The sequence below is a fragment of the Paenibacillus vini genome (genome assembly GCF_018403325.1).
GTDB classification, from domain to species: Bacteria; Bacillota; Bacilli; order Paenibacillales; family Paenibacillaceae; genus Fontibacillus; species Fontibacillus vini.
This window is the reverse complement of the sequence record NZ_BOSL01000011.1, coordinates 62,718-78,763: the sequence shown is the minus strand read 5'-3', so window position 1 is coordinate 78,763 and position 16,046 is coordinate 62,718. Positions and strand designations below refer to the sequence as shown.

Below are 16,046 nucleotides of genomic sequence, written 5' to 3'. Positions count from 1 at the left end.
GAAAGAAGTCACAGACAATCCTAACGGATTCTCCATCAGTAACGCACCCCCTTTACTTTTCCAGTATACCATAGGGGTCAATGCATTTTCTCGTCTCCCTGTTGCAGCATTTCTGCCAAGTAAGGGTTCAAAAATATCCCCGAAGGATCAAGTTCTTGGCGAAGTCGGTGAAATGCATCCCACTTCGGATAGATCGAACGGAGCCGGTCCGCAGTCATCGTGTGCATCTTGCCCCAGTGAGGTCTTCCGCCATGCTGCCTGCAGATCTCCTCCACTTTGGCAAAATAGTCAGCGTACTCCATCCCCCGATACATATGTACGGCGATATAGGCGGAATCGCGTCCATTCGCGGGGCTAAGCCACAAATTATCTCCCTGAACATAGCGGCATTCGATGGGAAAATGAACGGCGAACTGGTGACGATCTACCATTTCGCGTATTTCCTCAAGTACGATTCGCATGCGGTCAGCCGGTACGCTGTACTCTAATTCGTTAAACCGAACGAGCCGCGGCGTCGCGAAAATACGGTGACTATACCCCACTTCCTGTACATCCGGCACGCTGGCCGCCGATAATCGGCTTACCGGTTTACAAAGGCGCGGGATGAGCCTGCAGCACTCCGACAACACCCAGAACAGCACGTTTTCCATCAGCAGGACTTTCCAATAACTCCACCGGCTCGGCGGCCCGGGAACCTCATTCGTCTTATTTGTCAGCTTGATTTGAGCAACATCCGTATAAGGGAACCAATAAAATTCGAAATGACGGTTCTCCTTTTTGAATAGATCAAGCTGTTCAAGGCATTGAGAGAATGATATTTTGCGGCTTGTATAACGGAGCGCATACGAAGGTACAACACGCAGCTTCACTTTCACGATAATCCCGAACATCCCTAATGAAACCTGCACCGCCCGAAAAAGCTCTTCGTCCTGCTCGGCCGAACATTCGAGAATATCCCCTTTCGCCGTAACCACCGTCATGCCTACCGCTTGTGTTGCGAGGCTCCCAAGCCGCTCGCCCGTACCATGCGTTCCTGTACTGATCGCTCCTGCAATGGATTGTGCATTAATATCGCCCAGATTCTCTTGCGCCACCCCAAAAGCATGAAGTTCTTCCCCGAGTCGGTCCAGTTTCGTGCCGCCCCATACTTCAGCGATACCCTTCTCTGAATCAACAGCAATCACGCCCTGCAATTGATCCAAAGAGACCAATACATCATCGGTCTGAACGAGCCTTGTAAAAGAATGTCCGGTTCCCACGACACGCAGTTTTCGTCCTTCGGCCGCACAGGCCTTAACAACCTCGACCACCTCATCGATGCTGGCCGGATATACAATGCTTCTCGGCAGTCCGCGTACTAATCCTGACCAATTACGCCATTCTTTCGTATTACGTTCCTTCAAATTTATAGATAACATAGCCCGTCCCCACGATATGTCGTTGTCTCGCCAACGATACCGTTATTTGAAATGTAATAGAGGTGCTTGAATCGTTCGCATAACTCCCCTGCTTTGCTATGACGCATAAAGATCGGATCGCCGAGTTCCAGCTTTTCCGGCCCGTTGTAGCGAATCGGCGTCTGGACTTCGCCTGCTCCTTCCATCGCAAGGAGTGCCGCACCTTGCGGCAGGTAGGGTCGCGGCAGTTTATCGTTGCCTGCAGCACCTGATGCCGTGTACCCTCCGCCTAAACAGGTGTAGAGATCACTGCGCGGCTGGCGCACGATTTCGATCGCGTACCCTGCGGCGGGAAGCAAAGTGAAGTCCCGGTAGTGGTCAAATAGACCGGGTGAATAGAAGCCCGAACCGGCCGTAACCTCGGTGACAATGGACTCCTCGCTGCTTGTGTGTAGACTGCCCGTGCCGCCTGCATTCACGAACCGTAGCGGAGGAAGGCCCATTCGCTCAATCGCTGCGATCAGCTCCGCCCGCCGGTCTGCGGCCTCACGGATCGAGCGGCGCTTAAGGAACCGCACGATGGCGTTCTTCAGCGCCTGCCCCGGCACCCGGTCGCCTAAGCCCGCAACCTGCGCTTCGTAACCCATGAGCCCCTCGAGCACGACGTGCCTCGATTGTGCGATGCGCTGGATAAGGTCCAGCGCCGCAGTTGTGGAGCGTATAGGCGAGCGCCATACGCCGAAATGCAGCCCCGGGACATCGATCGACAAATCGATGTCGACACAGAGCGGCAGCACCACGCCGTACTTGGCTGCTGCCAGTTCCGCCTGCTCGACATGACTCTCGCAGTCGACCATCAGCGTGATGCTGCAACCACCCTCACGCTGATGCATGGCGACGGACGCCAGCAGACTCTCGTCCACCGCCGGATAACCCAACAGCAAGTCCGTGAACCCTTGCTGCGCCAAATAAACTGCTTCCGGCACGGTGAAGCACATGATGCCCTGAAACCGGGCATTGGCCTTCAGAATCCGCCGGAGCACATCAACCGAACGGATCGATTTGCTCGCAATGCGGATTTTCTTCCCGTTTGCCCGCTGAAGAATGCTCTGAATATTCTGCTGCAGCATATCCAGATCAACGAAGGCAAAAGGCATCGGAAGCCCGCTGCAAACTTCTTTATAGTACCGATAATCGCGCAGTTACTTCGACCTCCCTTCTTTCTATAGTAGATACGCAATTTTCTTGTACTATTAATATTCTGATTTACAGAGGGATAGTCCATGATTTCCGGGGCCTTCAGAGGATGGAGACTTCTTGATCGAAAAAAAGAAACTCCCCTTTGCGGTTCCAAATGGAATCACAAAGGGGAGCTCTTGATGGCTATTCATTTGAATTCAAAGATACTGGCGTTCACCGGTCCTCGGTTTATAAATTCTCCCAACGCGAGCTGATAAACAAAATGTAAATGCGTCTCCAGACAATTTTCAGAATCATGTATACCGGAATGACTACCAGCATCCCGATAATGCCAAACCAATTTCCGCTTCCCAAAACAAGGAGGATCGTCGTTACCGGATGAATATCCAGCTTCTTCCCGAAAACATACGGTGAGATCACATTATCCTGAATTTGCTGTGCCACTAAGATTATTACCAGTGCCCAAATACCGGTAGATGGAGACTCAATTAAACCGATAATAACAATCGGGACTGATGAAATGATAGCGCCAAACATGGGGATAAAGTTGAGTATAACCGCAATCAAAGTCAATAAAAGTGCGTAAGGAAGTCCTATGATAATAAATCCGATAAACATAAGAACTCCTAATGCTAAATTGACAATGACCCTCCCGATAATATAATCATTTAATGCTTTGTCCATATCTCTGGTTACGCGAAGCACGGTTCTCCGGTATCGAAGAGGAAAAAGTTTGGCTATACCTCGCTTGAAGCGATGCCCCTCCTTTAGCATGTAATAAAGCAAAATCGGAAAAGTAAATAAAACGATAGCAAATTGGGACAGAAAAGAAATAAAACTGGATAAATAATTGCTTAGAAAAGCGATTCCTTTGCTTAAATAATCAGTCAGATTAGCAAGCAAGTTCGAATCAGAAGGAAGGATCTTCGAAAGAAATGAATCCTCCCCCAGATTTTTAATTTGGAGATCAAGCTTAACCAAAAAGTTCGGAATGTTTTGCACTAAATTAAACAACTGATCGCCAAGGAGCGGCCAGACCCCTGCAATAAATCCAATAGTCAATATCACCAAGACAACATAAAGTATAAGGATCGCTAAAGACCGTTTAATTTTATATCTTTCCATGTAAGCAACTACTGGCCGAAGCAGATAATAAAAGAATCCCGCAAGCAGCAAAGGGATTAATATCGCCCCTATGACTGCTTGCATCGGTAAGAAAAAGGGTTTTACAAGAGAAAATAAATAAACGATGGCTAGCATAATCAGAACAAACTTCCCACCGCGCGTCCATTTATCCAGCAAGTTCATCTTCATTCACACCTAACTATATTAATTGTACATGCCAAATATTATAGTATAAACCTTACTGCTTATAAAGTTTGGCTGACTTCGAAAAAAAACTCATCTCCATGGGTGAGACAAGCTTGGGTTCCGGCTCCCCCATCCCTTTCTCCAACAACTCGTTCCCCGGACTTTCATCCGAACAATCCCGGCGATATTTCCCTTCTTCCAGCTTCATGTCGATAAAATCGACGACCTGCTGCAGTGAGGCGATTTGGCTGACAATACTCTCGCGGTGGCTCTTTAAGAGTTCCACCAGTTCGGGATATTCCGCAGGATCGGTATCGACGGAGACCGTCAAAAAAGGCCGCATTTCCTCTAGCGGCATCCCCGTTTTTTTGAGACATGCGATCAGCCGGATCGTATCGATGCTCTCCTGTCGATAGATGCGATGCCCGTTGTCCTTCCGCTCTGCACGGGGCAAGAGCGCGATCTTTTCGTAATAACGGATCGTATCCTCAGTAATTCCGGTTTGCTCGGCGGTTTGTTTTATCGTAAAGGTTTGCTTTTCCTTCATTTTGTACCCTCCGTAAATTGCATTTTGTGCATTATACATCTTGGAGCTGGCTCCAAGTCAAGTCTCTTATTTTTAGGACAAAACTTTGTCTTTTGCGCCTTGACTTGGAGTCGACTTCAAGTTATAGACTTTGCTCTATCAAATAAATATTCCGAAACAGGAGGAAATGCATAATGAATATAAACCCGCGAGAACATACCGCATTAATTACAGGCGCAAGCGCCGGAATCGGATTGGAATTAACCCGGAAATTGCTGTCGGAGGACTGGCAAGTGATTGCATTGAACCGTTCCGGTTTTCCCGAGGACGATATGAGCATCCAAAATGCAATCAAGAAGGGATCGCTGCGAATTTATACAACAGAGGACCTTGCCGACTATGCCAGCCTGAAACGTACTTTGGGAGAAATCAAAGGCAAAGAGCGTCGGATCGATATTCTGTTCAATAACGCCGGAGGATCCTTTCCCGAGCTAAGCTATTCGAAACAAGGACGCGAGAAGCATTATGAGCTGTTGACGGTCGTTCCGTATATTATTTTGATGGAGTTGAAGGAGCTCCTAAACAGCGGCAGTTTAAAAACGGTAATCAACACCTCATCCTCCGCACAAAAATTTACGAAAGAGTTTACGATCGATATCCTGGAACGTCCCAAAACCTTCCGCAAGCTGATTGGCCCTTACGCTACCTCAAAGCTGGCTCTTTCGCTCTGGACTCACGCCATCGCGCCGGAACTTGCCAAGGATGACATCCTGATCCGCAGCGTTGACCCCGGCGGCAACAATACGTTAAGAAAAGGGAAAACATCCGGATTACCCTTCCCGGTTGGCATATTAATGAAGCTATTTTTCCCACCTCCTACTCGCGGCGCTGACAGACTGTATGAGGGAGCACTCGGGGAACACCGGAATAAGACCGGCGTGTATTTGGTGAAAGGTCAAGTTGTGGAATTAAAATTTATAGACCAGGCGCGGAATGTATTGGACAGGATTCAAGCGATTTATGAACAGGAATTTCTTCGTTCCGAATAAAAATAACGCCCTGGCGAAAGAGCCTTATCTTCTCCGCCAACGCGTCACTCAGATGATTAGTGTATATTTTTCTTTCTGAAACTGCCGCCCTTAACCTCGGCTACATCATATACGACCACAAACGCATTCGGGTCGAGTTCATGAATAATTTGTTTAATCTTGCTGTCTTCCAGACGGTTAATGACACAGGTGATTTCTTTGTATTGTTCATTGGAATAGCCGCCGTAAGCATCCGTATAGGTTGAACTGCGCCCTAACCGGTCGCGGATCGTTTCCACCATTTTTTCGGGTTGAGTGGTAATGATCTTGAAGGTCTTCGACCCGCTCAAGCCTTCTTCAACAATATGTATAACTTTGGATGCGATAAAATAAGCGAGTGCCGAAAGTATAGCTCCCTGCAATCCAAATACAGTCGAAACAACTACGAAGACAAAAGCATTCAAGAATAAAATTAAGTCACTTGTCCCAAAAGGAAGCTTCCGTGACAGCAATACAGCTAACATATCGATCCCGTCTAAGGCTCCGCCATTTCTCAAGGCCAAACCCATTCCGAAACCGATGATAATTCCGCCAACAACGGTAACTAAGAGTGTGTCCCCCTCAATAATGGTCGGTACATGGTGCATAAGAACTGTGCCGACCGCTAACGAGGCAATCCCGAGAATGGAATAGAAAGCGAAGCTTTTACCAATTTGCTTATAACCCAGCCAGACAAAAGGGATATTAATTACGGCAATCAGCAGCCCTAATGGTAATCCAAACAGCTCAGAACCGACGATACTTAAGCCGGTCACACCACCATCCGATACATTATTGGGTATCAACACGGATTCCAGGCCATATGCCGCTACAAAAGCTCCTATAATAATCAATAATCCTCTTGAGATGATTCTTAGAATCCTTGAGTTTCGCTTGCTCGTTTTATTCATCTAACTCCCCTTTTCAGAATTAATGTACCATACACAATGATCGCTTAATAAAAGCTGATAAAAAACAGTCTATAATATTTTTCACAAAAAAGGCAAATGGGGAGCCCGTTTATAAACTCGAATAATTCCATATCGTAACAATCAGCTCAATAAAAAAAGCAACCGACATCCGGTTGCTGGGTACTTACATTATCATGTCCTATGTTAATAATTTAATTAAATTGCCAGCAGCTTAAACTTAGATTTCCATATTGGTAGCTGCGGTGAAGAAGCTCCGCTTTACGGTTGGCATCGCCCGTTCCCATGGCTAAGAGAAGCGGTATGAAGTGCTCATTTGTCGGTACGGCAGCATGGGCGTTAGGAGCTAATTCACGGTATTGAAACAGCGATTCCATATCCCATGATTCGATTTTACTCTGAAGCCAGGTATCAAACTGCTCCGCCCACTCGTCAACTCCTTGGGAACGCCAGTTTAATCGTCCTAAGTTATGAACGGTTCCCCCGCTGCCAATGATCAGAACATCCTGCTCGCGAAGCTCCGCAAGCGCCTTGCCGATTTGATATTGCTGTTCATTAGGCAGATGACGATTGACGGACAATGCAATAACAGGAATATCTGCATCCGGGTACAGTAGTTTGAGAACTGACCAAGCCCCGTGATCCAAACCTCGTTTTTCATTTCGAACATTCCCAATACCATGCTTTGTAAACAACAATTGAATTTGCTCCACTAGTTTGAGGTCGCTTTTAGCCGGATAAGTCATCCGGTAAAGCTCATCTTGGAACCCGCCAAAATCATAAATGGTTTCATAGGTTTCAGCGGCGCTAACCGTCTGTACCGGTTCCTCCCAATGTGCGGAGAATAGGACAATCGCTTTCGGTCTTGGCGTATCTTTCTTAAAATGCTTCAGAAGATTTGTATATTTATTATCCTCAAGGACGATGGATGGTGCACCGTGCGCAAAAAAATAGGATGGCAGCATGTTTACACTCACTCCTTAATATAATTCCGGATCATCTTGACCATCCTCATCTTGCAGGGACTGGATTACGCTTGTTAGAAATAAGACGGTCGATGGAGAGCGGCGACTCTGCAATGATTAGATGCAGTAAAACCAAAATAAATCCGAGATCCAATTCATATCCGGCCATGTTGCCATTGCCGAGAAGTCCGGCCGACAGCTTCGCTGTTACAATTGCTCCGATGAGCGTGACAACAAGCAAAACCGAAACATAGCGAGTAAACAACCCCACAATCAACATGATCCCGCCGACAAGTTCAATCACCGCTACGACATATGCCAAAAATCCCGGTATACCCATGGAGCTAAACCAAGCCTCTACGTTACTAAGTCCCATTTGAAACTTGTCTACACCGTGGAATACGAATATAATGCCCAGCACCACTCGCATAATTAACGAAACTATATTTGATTTTGTCATTCGTTATTCTCCTCCTTGAATATTAGTAATAGGAATATAATTTCTATATCAGTAATTTAACGCGAGTCACATTGACTTGTCAATAAAAAAATTGATAATATAAAATTAACTTTTGTATTACAAATATTCTTGAGGTGAGATCTGATGGATATCGGCTCTACAATACGGGCGATTCGGAAGCGAAAAAATATTACCATCGCTCAAATATGCGAAACAACCGGCCTGTCCCAAGGCTTTATGAGTCAGGTGGAGACGAATAAAACCTCCCCGTCCATCTCGACCTTAGAAAGTATAGCCCAAGCTTTGAAAGTGCCGCTGGCGTATTTACTTTTAAAGAAGGAAGAGCGGATGCGGATTGTTCGGAAAAATGAGCGGACTATCACAACAAGCGGCCCAGAGAACTTAAAGGTTGAGCATTTAAGCTCGACAAAAAATGGGAGAATGATGCTTGTGGAAATCCCCATTGGTGCTTCGACAGGTGTCGCTCCCCACGCGCATGAAGGGGAGGAAATTCATGTTGTCATTAAAGGAAGAATATACGCAGAACAAGGGGAAGACGGAGCTGAATTTGAAGAAGGCGATTCCTTCAGCTGGAACGCATGTACTCCCCATTTAGTACGAAATATTGGTGAGGACACGGCAATCGTATTGATTTCCATCTACACTGAACATGAAATCGGACAGGACCTCATCTAAGAGGAAAGCCCTCAATCGAGCCATGCTGGCTGAATGAGGGCTTTTTACAATTAAGGACTGTCTCCGCGGTGTCATGGTCTTTTCCGTATAATGATGATGGGTAGTTCCGATTGCTGGGAAAGAATCTTTCATTCTGTTAATACACATGGCTCCCTGGATAAAATAAAGACCGAGCATGGCTCGGTCCGACACTAGATTGTATTGTACTTTCAACAAATATTTATTTCTTCTTATAAAACTCATGGTACAGCTTCATGAGCGCTCTTTTCTCGATCCGCGACACATAGCTCCGGCTGATGCCGAGCTCTTTGGCGATTTCGCGCTGGGTCCGTTCTTCTCCCCCATGTTCCAGCCCGAACCGCCCCTTGATGACTTCCTGTTCCCGCTCATCCAAAATATCAAGGTTCCGATAGATCTTGCTCTTCTCCATTTTGAGCTGAACCCGGTCCACGACATCGTCCGCTTCCGTACCCAGGATATCGATCAGCGTAATCTCGTTACCTTCTTTGTCCGTTCCGATCGGGTCGTGAAGCGATACGTCTTTCCGAGTCTTCTTTAGCGATCTTAAGTGCATAAGTATTTCGTTCTCGATACAACGGGCCGCAAACGTGGCCAGCTTCGTGCCTTTGTTCGGCCGGAAGCTCTCAATCGCTTTGATCAGACCGATCGTCCCGATCGAGATCAGGTCTTCGAGGTCCTCGCCGGTGTTGTCGAATTTCTTGACGATATGAGCCACCAGCCGCAGGTTATGTTCGATAAGCAAATTGCGGGACACCGCGTCACCCTCGGCCATCCGCTGCAAATGCTTCGTTTCCTCCTCTTCCGTCAACGGTTGGGGAAACGCGTTGTTTTTCACATAAGATACGAGCAAAGTCAGCTGTTTGATGAATAAAGCAATGGCAGTAAACAATCCGGGCATAGAAGACACCTCCTGCTGAATCACTAGAGCAACCTAAGCATTCCTTCCGGGTCACTTCAATTGTATGTAGGTAGGCGCCCATCTGTGCCTGTACGGGAAACAAAAAGGACAGCAAACGCTGCTGTCCCGATTCACCTTGCCAATAACAGATTGATTATCTCTAGACCGAATATTTTAGCAAGGACAAGCATGAAAAGCCGTAATCAAGCCTCTACCTTATTCGCGGGAAAATGTGTTGCTTCCACCGTATACTTCCGCGAGTATCGTTAGGTTGAAATGAAAAAGCCATAAGCTAACGGACACTAGAGCCCTTATTTCGATGAATTTGGCCACTTTATATTTCTAACGGACTCCACGGACCTTATTTAGCAAAAATAGGCTTGATACTAGTTGTTTTGATACAAATAGCGGCTCTCCTGACCGTTAGATTAGAAAAAAGCATATTTTCGTGCAAATAAGGTACCTCATGTCCGTTAGAGTCTATATGATCGGATATTTTGATTCATAGTGGGTTTTACTTTTTCTTGTCGTTATTAACTGCCACACGCGAAAAAGCACCCCCGGAAATCTTCCGGGGGTGCTTGCCATCTTTTGCAATTCATTAACCCAAAATCTCGTCGATTTTGCTCAACTCTTCGGCGGTGAACGAAGGGCTGCTTAGCGCGCCGACCGCATCTTCGATTTGGCTCACCTTGCTGGCGCCAATCAGCGCCGAGGTCACTTTGCCGCCGCGCAATACCCAGGCCAAAGCCATTTGCGACAGTTTTTGTCCTCTCTCGGCGGCCAGATCGTTTAACTGCCGTACCTTCGCGATCCGTTCCTCGTTCAAATCCTCGGGACGCAGGAAAACGCTAGGGCCGGCGGCCCGGGAATCCTTTGCGATCCCGTTCAGGTAGCGGTCGGTCAGGATGCCTTTTTCCAGCGGAGAGAACACGATTGAACCGATACCCTCTTCCGCCAGGACGTCCTGCAAACCCTCCTCGATCCAGCGGTTCATCATAGAATAGTTCGGCTGATGAATGACCGCCGGCGTCCCGAGCCGCTTCAGGATTTGGGAAGCCTCCCGCGTCTGCTCCGGGTTGTAGTTGGAAAGTCCAACATACAGGGCTTTTCCTTGACGCACGATCAGATCAAGCGCGGCCATCGTTTCTTCCAGCGGTGTGTCCGGATCCGGACGGTGATGGTAAAAAATATCGACATATTCCAGACCCATCCGCTTCAGGCTTTGATCCAAGCTGGATACTAAATATTTTTTTGAGCCCCATTCGCCGTAGGGTCCCGGCCACATGTAATATCCCGCTTTGGTCGAGACGATCATCTCGTCGCGGTATGGACGGAAGTCCTCGCGCAGCAACCGGCCGAACGTCTCCTCTGCCGATCCCGGCGGCGGTCCGTAGTTGTTCGCCAGATCAAAATGGGCAATCCCCAAGTTGAAAGCACTTCGTACCATGGCGCGCCCGTTTTCGTGCACGTCGATGCCTCCGAAGTTATGCCACAAGCCCAGCGAGATAGCAGGCAGCTTTAATCCGCTCCGCCCTGAACGGTTATATGTCATAGTTTCATATCTATTATCCATTGCTTGATACATGAATGCTTGCCCTCCTAAAGTAGATATGGCTCCAATATAGTACACATGAAGCAGCATACCTATATCAGAAAGGATGTTAAATATGGCATGATGTCTTATTTCATGATTGATCCCGATATTCGGAGGGCGAAACGCCGACCGTTTTTTTGAACATTTTGGAGAACAACAGCGCATCCTGATATCCGACCGAACGTGCGACCTCACCGATTGAGTATTGGCCTGCTCTCAACAGCCCGCAGGCTTTATCCATCCGGTAATGGAGCAAGTATTGCTGCGGCGGCAAACCGGTTGCCTGTTTAAACAGGGATGACAAGTACCTGCGATCCAACCCCACGATTGCGGCCAACTGGCCGACGGTAACTTCCTCACTGTAATGCCCATGCAGGAAATCGAGGCAGCGGTGAATATAAGAATCCCTGGCTTGATCCCGCGCCGAAACGGGCGGCCCAGAAGCCGGAGCAAGCTCCACCAGCATACTCAAGAATTCGTGCAGCAGCGCCTGAAGACGCAAATCCCGGGTCGCGGAATTATCCTCCGCTTCGTTCAGCAATTCGTACAGCTGCGGCATAAACCTCGTGTCCATAGAAAAGACGGGATTTTCCGGGCTCAGCCGGGTCCGGCTTAAAATATCGGCCGCTTGGTCGCCGTAAAAACCGATCCAGGAATACGTCCAGGGATCGGCTTCGTCAGCCTGATAAAAAATGACCCGTTCCGGATAAGCGAGAAACGCTTGTCCGGCAGTCAATTCATGCGTGATTCCTTCGGCGCTTACGACACCTTTTCCCGCATGAATAAAATGAATTTTATAAATATCGCGAACCCCGGGACCGAAGGAATGGAGCGGGGCGCAGCGTTCTTTTCCCCAATAGCTTAAATAAAGTTCAGGGCTTTCGCGAAACGGGCGATCCGGATTATGATGAAATATCGCCGGCATGAAGTAACACCTTCCCATAGCAGTATTCGCTGCTATTGTATCACATGAATCCGGATCCATATCTTTATTTCATTATGCCGACGACCTTAACTCTTAACCTTGTCGCATTCTCCGGATGATAAGCGAGCGGGGTTTCCTCCACTTCGACCAATTCGATCGTACCAGGGTCCGCTCCAGCCAAGACGGCTTGTTGTACCGCCTTTTCCTCGGCATCCTTCAACGAAGCCTCGCGCGGTTCCCGCGAATAAATATAGATCTGCTCGTATTGCCCGCTGATTTGGGCGATCGAGGCGCCGATCGCATTAGCCACACTGCCGTTTTCCGGTTTGATCATGCTCGCTACCCCGCGAATGGAATCCGGGATAATAATGCTGCCCCCGCCGACCAGAACAAGCTGAATGTCTTCGGACGATGTCTTCATTTTATCGATGGCTTGCTCGACGATGGCCGAAATTTCGGCTTGCGCAGCTTTGGCGAAGTCTTCATCGATGTGGGACACCAAGCTTTTGTCCCCTACATCAGCAAGTCCCAGCCGGACGGCGATGTCCGTGGCCGTTAGTGTACTTCCTCCAAACACGAGCGCTTCTTCGCTAATCTTGTACCCTACGCTGTCAGGTCCAACCATAATTTTACCGTTGTCAGCCACGCGAACAATGCTGCCCCCGCCTAGTCCGACGGAGATAATGTCCGGCATTCTGAAATTGGTTCGGATATCCCCGACTTCGACCGCAACAGACGACTCTCTCGGGAATCCGTCCTGCAGCACCCCGATATCCGATGTCGTTCCACCAACGTCAAGCACCATCGTGTCTTTGATCTGCGCCAAATAAGAGGCGCCGCGGATGCTGTTCGTCGGACCGCAAGCAATCGTGAGGATCGGAAATTGTTTTGCGTAGTCGATGGACATTAAAGTACCGTCGTTCTGACATAAATACACGGCCGCATCCGTAATTCCTTCTTCCTCCAACGCATGAATAAACCCTTGTGTCGTTGTCTCAATCACCTTGCATAACGCCGCATTCAAGATCGTCGCATTCTCACGTTCAATAAGTCCGACCGAACCGATCAGAGAAGAGCAGGAAACCGGGAACTCCTCTCCATATACCTCATGAACAAGATCTCGGACACTCAGCTCTTGGTCATTCTTAATGGAAGAGAATACGCCGATAACCGCGATGGACTCAACCTTTCCCCGCCATTCTCCCAATAGCGCCCGAATTTCATCCTCATCGACTTCGCCGAGAACTTGTCCGTCGTATTCATAGCCGCCCCGAACCAATGCGTAATTCCCCGACAGCTTCTCGACCATGTCCTGCGGCCAAGCCGTGTACGGAACGACGGAAGCCGTTGCGGGATAGCCCAAACGAATGACGCCGACTTTCGCCAGCTTTTTGCGTTCCACAATCGCGTTGGTGCATTGCGTAGTGCCGAGCATGGCATGCGTAATTAAGGTTTTATCGATTTTCGATTCCTGTAGCAAATTCCACAATGAGGTTTCAATCCCTGTCTTGATGTCCAGACTGGTTGGAGATTTCACGGCGTGAATCAATTGATGCCGCTCATCCAAAATTATGGCGTCCGTATTCGTACCGCCCACATCGATCCCGATTCTATACATGATCAGCCACCGCCTTTTTTACCAATTGTTCAATCGGAACATAATCGTAATCGTATCCAAAGTATCTCGGCCCCGCGGTTTGAATTCCTTTGTCCGTTCTCCATTTTTCATGGGCAGGGAGCCCGATCACCCGCACGCGTTTGCCGTATTTCAAGCTCTCGGTCGTCACGGGCAGCAATGTTTCATAATCGACCAGGCAGAGTAAGTCCGGGGTCATCCCAACTACCTGACCGTCCCGTTCCGCAACGAGATTTTCATTTTGAAAATGAACCTGCATATGGCCGCCTTTATGGGCTTCGATGCCCTCCAGATTCATTTTTCCGAGGTTGAAGCCTCCCTTGGTTTCCCGGATCACATCGACGATTTTCCCCTGGAACAGCTCATAGCCGGATACCAAGCTTAACAGTTCTTGCAGTTTTTCCTTCGCATCCCGATGTTTCGAGGAAATAATCTCCCCGATTTGTTCGGACAAGGTAACGATATGATGAACCCCGCTTTTCTTCATTTGAGCCCCTGTCGTCGGGTACAAGCTAACCAAAGCGCTGGCCCCCATTTCGACCGTGGCTACACGAGCTAAGCGTTCCGTCCATTTGTTATCGATCGTTTCGAAAATGCCGATGTTTCCCTTTTCATCCGTAATCGCCATCGGGGTTGCCGAAATGCCGTCCAGGTTGAACGTCACCATCTGAAGCTCGGGAAAAGCTCTGCCCATCCCGTCGCAATCGACCAGCGGCAAACCAAGCTGCGCCGCAACGACGATCGGAATCATGGAATTGACGCCGCCCGCTTCCATCGGGTAGGTGCCTGCAATTTTATCTTTGCCCAAGTACTGGGCCAGCTTTTGAAATACCTTCACAAACTCGCTTCCGTTCGGAAATTTCTCCGTTGATACGGAAGGCGCACCCATCATGGCCGCCGGAATAAAAAAGTCCTCGTCGCCGATTTCGTCGACCGAAACCAATTTGACCGGCCCGTTCTTCTCAATGGCGGAGATGGCCATCAGTTTGCCGATATAAGGGTCTCCGCCGCCGCCCGTTCCCAGGAACGCGGCTCCGATCGCAATATTTTCAATAGCAGCTTTATCTAGATATTTCATTGATTTTCCTCCAATAGGACAGTTTTTGAAGCCGTTAAACGATAGCCCGCGATATACAGGACAAATGAAATGACAATGCCGAGCAAGGGTTGATTGGATACTTGAGGCAAGCCCGGGAATAAAGACAAAATGACGGGAGTACAAGCGATGACCGAACCGACGAGCCAGGAATAGACGCCCAAGCGATTCACACCCTCCGTCTCCTTCCAACTGCGCTTATCTCCCTTATTCATCACCCAGTACGATGCGATCATGACACCCGCAACCGGTGGGACCATCGCCGACAAGATAGACATCACAGGTGTGAAGTAATCCAATATGCCGATGACCGCCAGCACGGTTCCGATTAGCCCGGCAACCCCTACGGCCCATTTTTCCTTTTCCTTGGATACGTTAAAGACATTGATTAAGGCGAAGCCGCCCGAAATGGCATTGACCATATTGGTCTTCCATGCCGCCAGTATCAAAACGACACCGCCGATAAACGGAGTAGCGATATTCAAAAAGACAGCCGTAACATCATTCGTTTGGTAGGCCAGTGTCAAAACGGCCCCTACACTGATCATAAGGACGCCTGCCGGTATAATTCCGAAGATCGCCGCTTTCCACACATCGGAACGCTTCCCGGAAAATTGCGAATAATCACCGGCAATGACCGCGCCGAGCGCAAAAGAACCCATCGTTACCGCAAGACCGTCCATAAATCCCATCTTCTGCTCGGGCCTGTAGCTTGAAATAAGCTGCACAGTTTCTCCGTTTATCGCCTGAATCAGACCGTATACGCAAAGGACGACCAGCAGCGGAACGGCAACATAGCTTAGAACACGTAACACTTTTATTCCGTACATGGCAGATACAACCATGACCAGGCCGCTGATTAAGGAAGCTACAGGAACAGGCATCGCGATATCAAGCTCCGCTAACAAATTCGCCAGCGCCGCCCCGCACACATTGGCCTGAATCCCAAACCAGCCAAGACAGGCAATGGTCAGAATGATGGAAAGAATGGTACGTGATCCTTTTTTACCGAATACCTGACTCGCCACTTGAACGGTGGTCTTTCCTAGATCCGTGCTTTGGATTCCCTGTAAAATCATGATAGCAACGATAATGCCATACCCGATCAACGCAACTGTTAATGTCTTGGATAAGCTCATTCCAGTGATCAGCGTGTTCCCTACCAAAAGCCCCGGTATACTGATCATCGCTCCGGCCCAAACGATCCCCAGTGTAAACCAAGACTGAGTTTTCTCTTTATTGCCCATAACTCCTGTCCCCCCAATCTTGATCGATAACTAAAAACGATTGTTCTTATTGTAAAAGAACCGGGGAGGGCCGTC

Annotated in this window: 15 protein-coding genes; 2 read left to right on the top strand and 13 right to left on the bottom strand. The window is 48.5% G+C overall.

Translation table 11 applies throughout. The annotated features are described in order from the left end of the window. Positions 1-77 precede the first annotated feature (77 nt). The 4 genes from KJS57_RS16765 to KJS57_RS16750 form a co-directional block, all read right to left on the bottom strand. Positions 78-1,418, bottom strand: coding sequence for a D-arabinono-1,4-lactone oxidase (locus KJS57_RS16765; RefSeq protein ID WP_213655672.1), 1,341 nt, complete (start codon positions 1,416-1,418; stop codon positions 78-80). After that, the gene (locus KJS57_RS16760) at positions 1,406-2,554 is read right to left on the bottom strand and encodes an amino acid deaminase/aldolase (protein WP_213655671.1); all 1,149 of its coding nucleotides are present in this window, start codon (positions 2,552-2,554) and stop codon (positions 1,406-1,408) included. The genes KJS57_RS16765 and KJS57_RS16760 overlap by 13 nt, the downstream gene beginning before the upstream one ends. Positions 2,555-2,825: 271 nt before the next feature. Further along, on the bottom strand, positions 2,826-3,905 hold the full coding sequence (locus tag KJS57_RS16755; protein WP_213655670.1) for an AI-2E family transporter: 1,080 nt from the start codon (positions 3,903-3,905) through the stop codon (positions 2,826-2,828). A gap of 55 nt (positions 3,906-3,960) precedes the next feature. Continuing rightward, on the bottom strand, positions 3,961-4,455 hold the full coding sequence (locus KJS57_RS16750; protein WP_211020030.1) for a MerR family transcriptional regulator: 495 nt from the start codon (positions 4,453-4,455) through the stop codon (positions 3,961-3,963). A 173-nt stretch (positions 4,456-4,628) separates the two neighbouring features. Here KJS57_RS16750 and KJS57_RS16745 point away from each other — a divergent pair, with 173 nt between their 5' ends. Beyond that, the gene (locus KJS57_RS16745) at positions 4,629-5,483 is read left to right on the top strand and encodes an SDR family NAD(P)-dependent oxidoreductase (protein WP_213655669.1); all 855 of its coding nucleotides are present in this window, start codon (positions 4,629-4,631) and stop codon (positions 5,481-5,483) included. Positions 5,484-5,539: 56 nt separating this feature from the next. Here the strand turns inward: KJS57_RS16745 and KJS57_RS16740 are convergent, their stop codons facing one another. From KJS57_RS16740 to KJS57_RS16730, 3 genes are all read right to left on the bottom strand, one after another. After that, positions 5,540-6,412, bottom strand: coding sequence for a YitT family protein (locus tag KJS57_RS16740; protein WP_211020032.1), 873 nt, complete (start codon positions 6,410-6,412; stop codon positions 5,540-5,542). A gap of 212 nt (positions 6,413-6,624) precedes the next feature. Then, positions 6,625-7,395, bottom strand: a complete 771-nt coding sequence (locus KJS57_RS16735) for a DODA-type extradiol aromatic ring-opening family dioxygenase (protein ID WP_211020033.1) — start codon at positions 7,393-7,395, stop codon at positions 6,625-6,627. Positions 7,396-7,441: 46 nt separating this feature from the next. After that, a complete protein-coding gene (locus tag KJS57_RS16730) occupies positions 7,442-7,855 on the bottom strand; it encodes a DoxX family protein (RefSeq protein WP_213655668.1) in 414 nt (137 codons plus the stop codon). 144 nt (positions 7,856-7,999) lie between these two features. Between KJS57_RS16730 and KJS57_RS16725 the strand changes: the two genes are divergently transcribed. Further along, entirely contained in the window at positions 8,000-8,551 is a 552-nt protein-coding gene (locus KJS57_RS16725) for a helix-turn-helix domain-containing protein (RefSeq protein WP_213655667.1), read from the top strand. A gap of 220 nt (positions 8,552-8,771) precedes the next feature. Here the strand turns inward: KJS57_RS16725 and sigK are convergent, their stop codons facing one another. The 6 genes from sigK to KJS57_RS16695 all read right to left on the bottom strand — a co-directional run bounded on the left by sigK (position 8,772) and on the right by KJS57_RS16695 (position 15,971). After that, positions 8,772-9,470 (bottom strand): RNA polymerase sporulation sigma factor SigK, encoded by a 699-nt coding sequence (sigK, locus tag KJS57_RS16720; protein ID WP_211020036.1) that lies wholly within the window; start codon positions 9,468-9,470, stop codon positions 8,772-8,774. A gap of 601 nt (positions 9,471-10,071) precedes the next feature. After that, positions 10,072-11,058 carry an aldo/keto reductase gene (locus KJS57_RS16715; protein ID WP_213655666.1) on the bottom strand — a complete coding sequence of 329 codons (987 nt, stop codon included), beginning with the start codon at positions 11,056-11,058 and terminating at the stop codon, positions 10,072-10,074. A gap of 100 nt (positions 11,059-11,158) precedes the next feature. Further along, a complete protein-coding gene (locus KJS57_RS16710; RefSeq protein WP_213655665.1) occupies positions 11,159-11,992 on the bottom strand; it encodes an AraC family transcriptional regulator in 834 nt (277 codons plus the stop codon). 64 nt (positions 11,993-12,056) lie between these two features. Then, entirely contained in the window at positions 12,057-13,610 is a 1,554-nt protein-coding gene (locus KJS57_RS16705; RefSeq protein ID WP_211020039.1) for a hydantoinase/oxoprolinase N-terminal domain-containing protein, read from the bottom strand. Next, complete coding sequence (locus KJS57_RS16700; protein ID WP_213655664.1) at positions 13,603-14,706, bottom strand: S-methyl thiohydantoin desulfurase family protein; 1,104 nt, start codon at positions 14,704-14,706, stop codon at positions 13,603-13,605. The genes KJS57_RS16705 and KJS57_RS16700 overlap by 8 nt, the downstream gene beginning before the upstream one ends. Then, a complete protein-coding gene (locus KJS57_RS16695) occupies positions 14,703-15,971 on the bottom strand; it encodes a cytosine permease (protein WP_213655663.1) in 1,269 nt (422 codons plus the stop codon). The genes KJS57_RS16700 and KJS57_RS16695 overlap by 4 nt, the downstream gene beginning before the upstream one ends. Between the last annotated feature and the right edge of the window lie 75 nt (positions 15,972-16,046).

Coding starts and splice junctions, on each gene's coding strand:
- KJS57_RS16765 (WP_213655672.1), bottom strand. CDS start 1,418: ATGTTATCTATAAATTTGAAGGAACGTAATACGAAAGAATGGCGTAAT.
- KJS57_RS16760 (WP_213655671.1), bottom strand. CDS start 2,554: ATGCCTTTTGCCTTCGTTGATCTGGATATGCTGCAGCAGAATATTCAG.
- KJS57_RS16755 (WP_213655670.1), bottom strand. CDS start 3,905: ATGAACTTGCTGGATAAATGGACGCGCGGTGGGAAGTTTGTTCTGATT.
- KJS57_RS16750 (WP_211020030.1), bottom strand. CDS start 4,455: ATGAAGGAAAAGCAAACCTTTACGATAAAACAAACCGCCGAGCAAACC.
- KJS57_RS16745 (WP_213655669.1), top strand. CDS start 4,629: ATGAATATAAACCCGCGAGAACATACCGCATTAATTACAGGCGCAAGC.
- KJS57_RS16740 (WP_211020032.1), bottom strand. CDS start 6,412: ATGAATAAAACGAGCAAGCGAAACTCAAGGATTCTAAGAATCATCTCA.
- KJS57_RS16735 (WP_211020033.1), bottom strand. CDS start 7,395: ATGCTGCCATCCTATTTTTTTGCGCACGGTGCACCATCCATCGTCCTT.
- KJS57_RS16730 (WP_213655668.1), bottom strand. CDS start 7,855: ATGACAAAATCAAATATAGTTTCGTTAATTATGCGAGTGGTGCTGGGC.
- KJS57_RS16725 (WP_213655667.1), top strand. CDS start 8,000: ATGGATATCGGCTCTACAATACGGGCGATTCGGAAGCGAAAAAATATT.
- sigK (WP_211020036.1), bottom strand. CDS start 9,470: ATGCCCGGATTGTTTACTGCCATTGCTTTATTCATCAAACAGCTGACT.
- KJS57_RS16715 (WP_213655666.1), bottom strand. CDS start 11,058: ATGTATCAAGCAATGGATAATAGATATGAAACTATGACATATAACCGT.
- KJS57_RS16710 (WP_213655665.1), bottom strand. CDS start 11,992: ATGCCGGCGATATTTCATCATAATCCGGATCGCCCGTTTCGCGAAAGC.
- KJS57_RS16705 (WP_211020039.1), bottom strand. CDS start 13,610: ATGTATAGAATCGGGATCGATGTGGGCGGTACGAATACGGACGCCATA.
- KJS57_RS16700 (WP_213655664.1), bottom strand. CDS start 14,706: ATGAAATATCTAGATAAAGCTGCTATTGAAAATATTGCGATCGGAGCC.
- KJS57_RS16695 (WP_213655663.1), bottom strand. CDS start 15,971: ATGGGCAATAAAGAGAAAACTCAGTCTTGGTTTACACTGGGGATCGTT.